Origin of the sequence: Mesorhizobium sp. M7A.F.Ca.US.011.01.1.1, from assembly GCF_003998295.1 — a bacterium.
In the GTDB taxonomy this organism is placed as follows: domain Bacteria; phylum Pseudomonadota; class Alphaproteobacteria; order Rhizobiales; family Rhizobiaceae; genus Mesorhizobium.
Genome location: NZ_RZRT01000119.1, coordinates 1 through 6581, shown reverse-complemented (window position 1 = coordinate 6581; position 6581 = coordinate 1). Strand labels below are relative to the sequence as shown.

Below are 6581 nucleotides of genomic sequence, written 5' to 3'. Positions count from 1 at the left end.
ATACCGCGCGATCAACTTGTGACCACAGGTTCGGCCAATCCCGAAACGACGACAAAGCGCACTGACATTGCTGCCATCCTGCACCGCAAGACGCACAAACTCCAACTTCCCATCCATCACGCTGGTGCTCCCAAATGGCATCGCGAACCTCCCGGCGCAAAGCACGCCAAACTGTTCGCGATGTCCTCGCACACCTGTTCGCGATGTCTCCGGTCCAAACACCCCCTTGAGGGGGAGATGCCTGGCAAGGCAGAGGGGGGTGCTGGCCCGCAAACGAACGATGATTGGAGGACCTTCTGATGGCTACCCCCCTCGTTGTCTCGGACGTCGCCAAGAGCTTCACCATGCATCTGCGCGACGGCATCAAACTGCCCGTCGTCGCCGGAGTCTCGTTCTCGATCAGGGCCGGCGAATGCACCGTGCTTGGCGGCCCATCCGGTGTCGGCAAGAGCTCGATCCTCAAGATGCTCTACGGCAACTATGCCGTCGACGAGGGCCAGATCATCGTCACGCACGACGACGGGCTGATCGACCTTGCCACCGCCAGCCCGCGCACCGTGCTTGCCGTGCGCCGTCAAACGATCGGCTATGTCAGCCAGTTCCTGCGCACGGTGCCGCGCGTCTCGGCGCTCGATGTCGTCGCCGAACCGCTGGTCGAACGCGGCGAGGACCGCGAAATTGCACGCGGCAAGGCACGCACCTTGCTGGCGCAACTCAACCTGCCGGAAAAACTCTGGGCATTGCCGCCTGCGACCTTCTCCGGCGGTGAGCAGCAGCGCGTCAACATCGCGCGCGGCTTCATCACCGAGCACCCGATCCTGCTGCTCGACGAGCCGACCGCCTCGCTCGATGCCAGGAACCGCGATGTGGTGATCGAGCTCATCGCCGCCAAGAAGGCGGCTGATGTCGCCCTGCTCGGCATCTTCCATGACCACGACGTGCGCGAGGCGGTTGCCGACCGCATCATCGACGTCACCGCTTTCGCTCCTGGAAAAGTCGCCGCATGACCAGGAAATTATCGGAGACACCGCTGGTCCACCCGACGGCGGAGGTGCAGAACTCGACGCTCGGCCGCTGGACCGAGATCGCCGACCGCAGCCGGGTGTTGGAGAGCGAACTCGGCGACTATTCCTACATGATGCAGGATTGCGCTGTCTGGTGCGCCGCGATCGGCAAGTTTTCCAACATCGCGGCCAGCGTTCGCATCAACGCCACCAACCACCCGACCTGGCGGCCGACGCTGCATCACTTCACCTATCGCGCCTCGGACTATTGGGACGATGCCGAGCACGAGAGCGAATTCTTCGCCCAACGCCGCGCCAAGCGGGTCACCATCGGCCACGATACCTGGCTCGGTCACGGCTCGACTATCCTGCCCGGCGTCACCGTCGGCGATGGCGCCGCGGTCGGCGCCGGAGCCGTCGTCTCGAAGGATGTCGCGCCCTATACCATCGTCGGCGGTGTGCCGGCCAAACCGATCCGCGAGCGCTTCGATCGCCGCACCGCCGAGCGCTATCAGGCGCTTGCCTGGTGGGACTGGGACCATGCAAGGCTGCGCGCCGCGTTGGATGATTTTCGTTCGCTTGAGGCCGAGGCTTTTCTGGAAAAATACGGCGGATAAGCCATCACATTTCGTCATGGGCGAACCTGTTCATATCCCTGACACACCACCGGCGCAGGTTGCGGCTTGGCGTAATGCGCTGGCCGTGCCGTTCGGCTACCGGCATCCCGATCACGACGCTTACGTCCTCCACACCACCTTCGCTTACCAGATCCAGCATCTTGCGGATGATCGGGCCGCCGCATGGCTGGGGCCTGTTCGATGATTGCCTGGCACTTTTCGAACAGCAGGCTCCCGTAGTCGAAATCAAGCCGCCCCTTCTGCAGCTTCAGGGACATGGAGCACTTCGAGGAAACTGCTGGTCCTGGGCCGACCGTAACTCCACACCTGTGGAGCGTAACAAAACTGACATCAACGCGACACGGCAGGTTCATGTGGCTGCGCTAGGCGAATGCCTGACGATCAATGGTCCGGACTGGAACCTGCCCCCATGCCAGCAAATTCCGCCACGCTCGAAATCCGCGGTGTCACCCGACGATTTGGCAAGAACACTGCCGTCAGCGACATCAACATCGCGATCCCGCAGGGTCAGATGGTTGGCATTATCGGCCGTTCGGGCGCCGGCAAATCGACCCTTCTTCGCATGATCAACCGTCTCATCGATCCCAGCCAGGGGTCGATTTTTTTTGACGGCGCCGAGGTTTCCCAATTGCGCGGCTCGCCGCTGCGACGCTGGCAGCGCGACTGCGCCATGATCTTCCAGCAGTTCAACCTGGTACCGCGCCTCGACGTGCTAACCAATGTGCTGCTCGGCAAGCTGAACCACCGTTCGACCATGTCCAATCTTCTCGGCATGTTTTCCCGCGCCGAGTGCGCCGAGGCTGTCGCCGCGCTCGAGCGGCTCGATATCGCCCGCACCGCGCTGCAGCCCGCCGGCACGCTGTCGGGCGGCCAGCAACAGCGCGTCGCCATTGCCCGCGCCATGATGCAGCAGCCCAGGGTGATCCTCGCCGACGAGCCGATCGCCTCGCTCGACCCGCTCAACGCCAAGGTGGTGATGGATTCGCTGCAGGACATCAATCTGCGCGACGGCATCACCGTCGTCACCAATCTGCACACGCTGGACACCGCCCGCACCTACTGCAACCGCATCATCGGCATGGCCGCCGGCAAGGTCGTCTTCGACGGCCCGCCGGAAGAACTCAACCGCGAGGCCGTGCGCCTCGTCTACGGCGCCGACAGCAATGGCCAGGAAATCTCCGAGGCCATCACCTCGACCAGCGTTGCCTTCAGCCGAAAGATCGCCGCATCCGCCGGACCGCTCGAGCCCGCATTCCCGGGATACTGAGAGCGGCCTGGATCGACAGCCCGCGTCAAGGGCACCTGTCAAAATCGATAACGCTGCCGGCGCGGGGCCGGAACCTACAGGAGAGATTACAGATGTTCAGGAAGATGGTTTTCAGCGCCGTTTCGGTGCTCGCCATGGCGACCAGCATGGCCCACGCCGCCGATATGAAGGAATTTCGCGTCGGCATTCTCGGCGGCGAAAACGAAACCGACCGGCTGCGCAACTACCAGTGCCTCGCCGACCATCTGAAGGCCGAATTCGGCTTCGAAAAGGTCTCGCTGTTCCCCGCCGCCGACTATGACGGCGTGATCCAGGGCCTGCTTGGCGGCACGCTCGACTTCGCCGAACTCGGCGCTTCCGGCTACGCCAGCATCGCTCTCAAGGACCCGAAGGCGGTCACCCCGATCCTCACCACCCAGCAGACCGACGGCGCCACCGGCTACTATTCGATCGGCCTGGCGCTGAAATCCTCCGGCATCACCGATATCAAGTCGGCCAAGGGCAAGAAACTCGGCTACGCCGATCCGGATTCGACGTCCGGCTATCTGATCCCGCTGACCCAGATCCCGAAGGACACCGGCGCTTCGAACGAAACCTTCTTCGCTTCGACCCAGTTCAACGGCGGCCACGAGAACAATGTTCTGGCCGTGCGCGACGGCAAGGTCGATGTGGCGGTGGACGATTCCTCCGGTATCGGCGACTTCAAGGACGGCTACACCTCGGGCACCTTCCACAAGGAAGTCGCCAAGGGCGCCGTCGACCCCAACGACTTCGTCGAAGTCTGGCGCTCGGGCCTGATCCCGAACGGCCCGCTGGTCGTGCGCACCGCGCTCGGCGACGAAATGACCGCCAAGCTCGCCGACTTCTTCACGCAGTTGCCGAAGAAGGACAAGGCTTGCTTCGAAGGCGTCGAAGGCGGCGACTTTACCGGCTACGTCCCGGTCAAGGCGGACTTCTACAACGTCATCGTCGAAGCCCGTAAGGCAGCCATTGGCGGCTAACGGCGAAATCAGGAAGGGCGGCGTCGAGAAAACGCCGCCCTTCTTGCATGTCCGATCATGACCCTTTCCGTGACAGCCCCTTCCGGCGCCACTCACCAGATGGCCGACGCCTGGCGTCGCCAGACGTCCTTGCGCCGGCTCTACACCGCCATCGGTGTCGGCCTTCTCATCATCGCGCTTGGCGGCACCATGTGGTTCGCCGACGAGGCCAATGCCGGGCATTTCTTCGACCGGCTGCCACATTTGCTGGATTTCCTGAGCTGGCTCGTCCCCAAGGACTGGAACGATGTCTGGCGAGCGATGTTTGACATCGCTTCCCCGCACGACACCGGCACCCAGGAATTCAACTTCCCGCTTGGCCGCGCCTATGTCTGGGGCAGCTTCTACATCCCTGAATATTTCGAGCTGATGCTGACCACGCTCAACGTGGCGCTGGTCTCGACCTTCATCGGCTTCGTCTTCGCCGTGCCGTTCTCCTTCATCGCGGCGCGCAATCTGACGCCGCATCCGGTGCTGCGGCTGATCGTCAAGCGCTTCATGGAATTGCTGCGCGCCTTTCCCGAGATCGTCATCGCCGGCCTGTTCGCGGCCATCGTCTCGATCGGACCGATCGCCGCCATCATCGCCATCGGCCTGCATTCGATCGGCGCGCTGGGCAAGCTGTTCTACGAGATCAACGAGAACATCGACATGCGCGCCGAGGAAGGACTGAGGGCTGTCGGCGCCAACTGGTTCGAGCGGGTGCGCTTTGCCGGCCTGCCGCAGGTGCTGCCCAACTTCATGTCCTACACGCTGCTGCGTGTTGAGATAAATGTCCGCATTTCCACCATCATGGGCGCGGTCGGCGGCGGCGGCATCGGCGAGGAGTTGAAGCTGTCGATCTCGCGCGGCTTCGGCGCCAAGACGATAGCCCTCGTGCTGCTCCTGTTCACGACGATCTTCATCGTCGACCAGTTCTCCGCCTGGCTGCGCCGCAAGCTGGTCGGCGAGCAGGCATTCGTGGTGGGGGCTTGACCATGGCTGCCTTGACCGCCGATCAAATCCAGTCGATCGAAGAGCGCTTCCCGCAGGTGTTCCAGCGGCCGTTCCACAAGCGCTTCGGGCCGCTGATGCTGCTTGGCGGCATCTTTCTCTACCTGCTCTATGCCCTGTGGTTCTTCAACCTGCCGCAGGTCATGCGGGAATCGCACTGGGAGCGCCTGCCGCTGTTTCTGACCCAGTGGATCAGCTACGACGTGCAGCCGATCTTCCGCCTCGACGAACCACGGATCACCGCCAAATATCCACGCTTCTCGGTGCTCGGCCCGAACCCAGATCCGGACTGGGTCAAGACCAATGCCGATGGTTCGGTGACGGTCCTTATCGACGGCACCGCCAAGTCGATCACCTTCACCAAGACGCAGGCGACGATAATTGCCCATGGTGAGACCGTTGCGGTCGCGCTTGGCACCGGCAAGCCGCTGATCTCGGGAGCGGTTCCCGGCTGGATCACCGCGCATGAGGATGAGGTCGTCGCCGACATGGGCTTTGCCGGCGAGGCCCGCGTCGCCGTTGACCGCGTCAGGATCCGAAAGCGATTTCTCGGCTGGGCAAACTTCGTCTTCGACACCCGCTCGCCCTTCTTCGGCAAGTCGGCAAGCGAAGTCGCCTCGCTGATCGTCTCCGGACCGGAACTGAAACCAGGCACGTCCAATCTGGCGCTGGCCGGCGACAACATCTGGAACAACGCCCAATGGCAGCATGGCGATGTCTGGACGAAGCTCTTGCAGACCATCGTCATGGCCTTTCTCGGCACCATGCTTGGCGGCATCGTCGCCTTTCCGCTGGCCTTCTTCGCCGCCCGCAACATCACGCCCAGCCGGCTGGTCAACCAGGTGCTCAAGCGCTTCTTCGACTTCATGCGCTCCATCGACATGCTGATCTGGGCGCTGTTCTTCACCCGTGCCTTCGGGCCGGGACCGCTGGCGGGCAGTGCAGCCATCTTCTTCACCGAGATCGGCACGCTCGGCAAAACCTATTCCGAGGCGCTGGAGAACATCGACGACAAACCGCGCGAGGGTATTACCTCGACCGGAGCCAACGGCCTTCTGGTGCAGCGCTACGGCGTGCTGCCGGAAGTGGTGCCGGTGTTCATCAGCCAGACGCTCTACCAGTGGGAATCCAACACCCGCGGCGCGACCATCATCGGCGCTGTCGGCGCCGGCGGCATCGGCCTGAAGCTGTGGGAAGCGATGCGCACCAACTCCAACTGGGCCAACGTCTTCTACATGGTGCTGCTGATCCTGGCCGTTGTCTTCATCTTCGACAACATCTCCAACTTCCTGCGCCGCCGGCTGAGCCAGACGATCCACGACTACAACAGGCTTCAGGCTGAGCAGGAGTAGGCTTGTGACGCAGAAGCGCAAGCATCGTCTCGCCCGGCGCCAAAGGGTCGACCCCCACTCCGTCGAGCTTCGCTCGACACCTCTCCCCCGATCGACGGGGTAGAGGAAAGGCGCAAGGCTGTCCGAGCCACCTGGCTCCCTTTCCTCTCCCTCCGGAGGGCTAGGGGATGCACACATCTTTTGAGGTGAATGACTCTCTTTTGATTGGTTGTCTGGCGTTGGGATGTGATTCTGTTGGCGATGCTGGGATTGAGGAGGTGTCGCGATGTCAGCCAATGAGATCGAGT

General features: G+C 62.8%; 6 protein-coding genes. All 6 read left to right on the top strand.

Going from position 1 to position 6581, the window contains the following annotated elements:
* Positions 1-299 precede the first annotated feature (299 nt).
* Positions 300-1007 carry a phosphonate C-P lyase system protein PhnL gene (gene phnL, locus EOA13_RS36275; protein ID WP_127297937.1) on the top strand — a complete coding sequence of 236 codons (708 nt, stop codon included), beginning with the start codon at positions 300-302 and terminating at the stop codon, positions 1005-1007.
* Positions 1004-1621: a DapH/DapD/GlmU-related protein gene (locus EOA13_RS36270; RefSeq protein WP_127297936.1), complete on the top strand. Its 618-nt coding sequence runs from the start codon at positions 1004-1006 to the stop codon at positions 1619-1621. Before phnL ends, EOA13_RS36270 begins: the two co-directional genes overlap by 4 nt.
* A gap of 430 nt (positions 1622-2051) precedes the next feature.
* Positions 2052-2909, top strand: coding sequence for a phosphonate ABC transporter ATP-binding protein (gene phnC / locus EOA13_RS36260; RefSeq protein WP_127297935.1), 858 nt, complete (start codon positions 2052-2054; stop codon positions 2907-2909).
* A gap of 92 nt (positions 2910-3001) precedes the next feature.
* The gene (phnD, locus tag EOA13_RS36255) at positions 3002-3910 is read left to right on the top strand and encodes a phosphonate ABC transporter substrate-binding protein (protein WP_127297934.1); all 909 of its coding nucleotides are present in this window, start codon (positions 3002-3004) and stop codon (positions 3908-3910) included.
* A 57-nt stretch (positions 3911-3967) separates the two neighbouring features.
* Positions 3968-4924 (top strand): phosphonate ABC transporter, permease protein PhnE, encoded by a 957-nt coding sequence (gene phnE / locus EOA13_RS36250; protein WP_127297933.1) that lies wholly within the window; start codon positions 3968-3970, stop codon positions 4922-4924.
* Between the two features lie 2 nt (positions 4925-4926).
* Positions 4927-6294, top strand: a complete 1368-nt coding sequence (phnE, locus tag EOA13_RS36245; RefSeq protein ID WP_127297932.1) for a phosphonate ABC transporter, permease protein PhnE — start codon at positions 4927-4929, stop codon at positions 6292-6294.
* The last annotated feature ends 287 nt before the right edge of the window (positions 6295-6581 follow it).

What these genes read in the sequence shown, in the direction of transcription:
- phnL (WP_127297937.1), top strand. Translation starts at nt 300, where the DNA reads ATGGCTACCCCCCTCGTTGTCTCGGACGTCGCCAAGAGCTTCACCATG.
- EOA13_RS36270 (WP_127297936.1), top strand. Translation starts at nt 1,004, where the DNA reads ATGACCAGGAAATTATCGGAGACACCGCTGGTCCACCCGACGGCGGAG.
- phnC (WP_127297935.1), top strand. Translation starts at nt 2,052, where the DNA reads ATGCCAGCAAATTCCGCCACGCTCGAAATCCGCGGTGTCACCCGACGA.
- phnD (WP_127297934.1), top strand. Translation starts at nt 3,002, where the DNA reads ATGTTCAGGAAGATGGTTTTCAGCGCCGTTTCGGTGCTCGCCATGGCG.
- phnE (WP_127297933.1), top strand. Translation starts at nt 3,968, where the DNA reads ATGACCCTTTCCGTGACAGCCCCTTCCGGCGCCACTCACCAGATGGCC.
- phnE (WP_127297932.1), top strand. Translation starts at nt 4,927, where the DNA reads ATGGCTGCCTTGACCGCCGATCAAATCCAGTCGATCGAAGAGCGCTTC.